This window comes from Poseidonibacter sp. (assembly GCF_041821165.1).
Classification (GTDB): Bacteria; Campylobacterota; Campylobacteria; order Campylobacterales; family Arcobacteraceae; genus Poseidonibacter.
This window is the reverse complement of record NZ_JBGUES010000278.1, coordinates 1-1,294: the sequence shown is the minus strand read 5'-3', so window position 1 is coordinate 1,294 and position 1,294 is coordinate 1. Positions and strand designations below refer to the sequence as shown.

Genomic DNA, 1,294 nt, shown 5'->3' with positions numbered 1-1,294 from the left:
AAACTTTTTTTTATTGCTTCATTAAAGTCTAAATATGTTAGTTTATTGCTCATTTAAAACCCTTATTTGTTTATATTTTTTAGCAAAAAGTTTTGCTATTTTTTCTATTTGTTCTTCTTCATAAATTTCTGTAAATGTTAAAGAAAGTGCATTTCTTGAAATGATTTCTTCATATCCCATATTTTGTATGATTCTTGATGGTTTTGATAAACCTAAAGAACATCCTTCTCCATTTGTAATATGAATAGAGTTTAAAGCCAATGTTCTAATCATTTCCCTTGCTTTTATATTTTTAAGTGCAAAGTGTAAAGTAAAATCTAAAGTATCATTTGAATCTACAAAAAAGTAAATATTATCATCAAAAGCATTTATAAGTTTTTCTTTGAAAAGCTCCTTTTGTGATGATTCAAATTTTTGATTATTTAAAGCTTCAAAAATAACTTTAACAGCAAGAGTATCCACAAAACCAATAACTTGCTCTTCAAATAACTCATCATCAAAAAGTAATACAGAAGATAAGGCAAAACCAGTTAATTTATAAGAATCAAAATAAACCACATCAGAAAAAATAGAAAAATCAGCACTTGCGTTTGAGATGATTTTTGCATTAGTTTTTTGTTTTATCTCTTCTAAATTTGTTTTTACAAAAGTATCCATAATATATGAAGAAATAAATATAAAATCAAACTCTAATGTTTCTATTTGTTTTAAATTTATTTTTCCATCTTTTTGTAAATCAATCCAAACTAACTCAAAACCTAATGCTTCATAAGTTTTTGCTGCTTCAATAATTGAGTATGATTCACCATGACTTACAGCGATTTTTCCTTTTTTTGATAATTGTAAAAAAAGACCTAAAAAACCATCTTTTGAATTAGAAAATGTATTTAGATTATTAAATGAATATTTTGATTTAAACTCTTTTTTTAACTTTTCAAACACTTCATTATTTTCAAGAATACTAAGTGATAAATCACTAGATATATGCATATTTTGCACATTTGGGTATTGTAAAGTATTAAGTTTAGTCAATTTCTTTTTCCTTAATATTTAGTATCTCTTTGTTATCTTTCAAAAACAGCTCTTGGAATCTTTTATCTGCATATTTATTGATATCATGCTGTAAAATCTTATATGTTTGTATAACTTCCCTAGCTTTTGGTGTTAAACAGCTTCCGCTGTTTTCACCTTGACCTTTGTTTGTTTGAACCATTTCATCTTCAATATGTTCTTGAAGAATTTTAATATGCGACCATGCTTTTTTATAATTCATACCTACAATTTGTGCTGCTTT

2 protein-coding genes are annotated in these 1,294 nt (G+C 25.2%); both read right to left on the bottom strand.

Features of this window, described 5'->3' with window-relative positions:
* Positions 1-42: 42 nt before the first annotated feature.
* Positions 43-1,032, bottom strand: a complete 990-nt coding sequence (locus ACERKK_RS13145; protein WP_373773527.1) for a cysteine desulfurase — start codon at positions 1,030-1,032, stop codon at positions 43-45.
* The coding region (locus ACERKK_RS13140) for a winged helix-turn-helix domain-containing protein (protein ID WP_373773526.1) at positions 1,025-1,294 on the bottom strand (270 nt) is incomplete at its 5' end. The genes ACERKK_RS13140 and ACERKK_RS13145, both read right to left, overlap by 8 nt.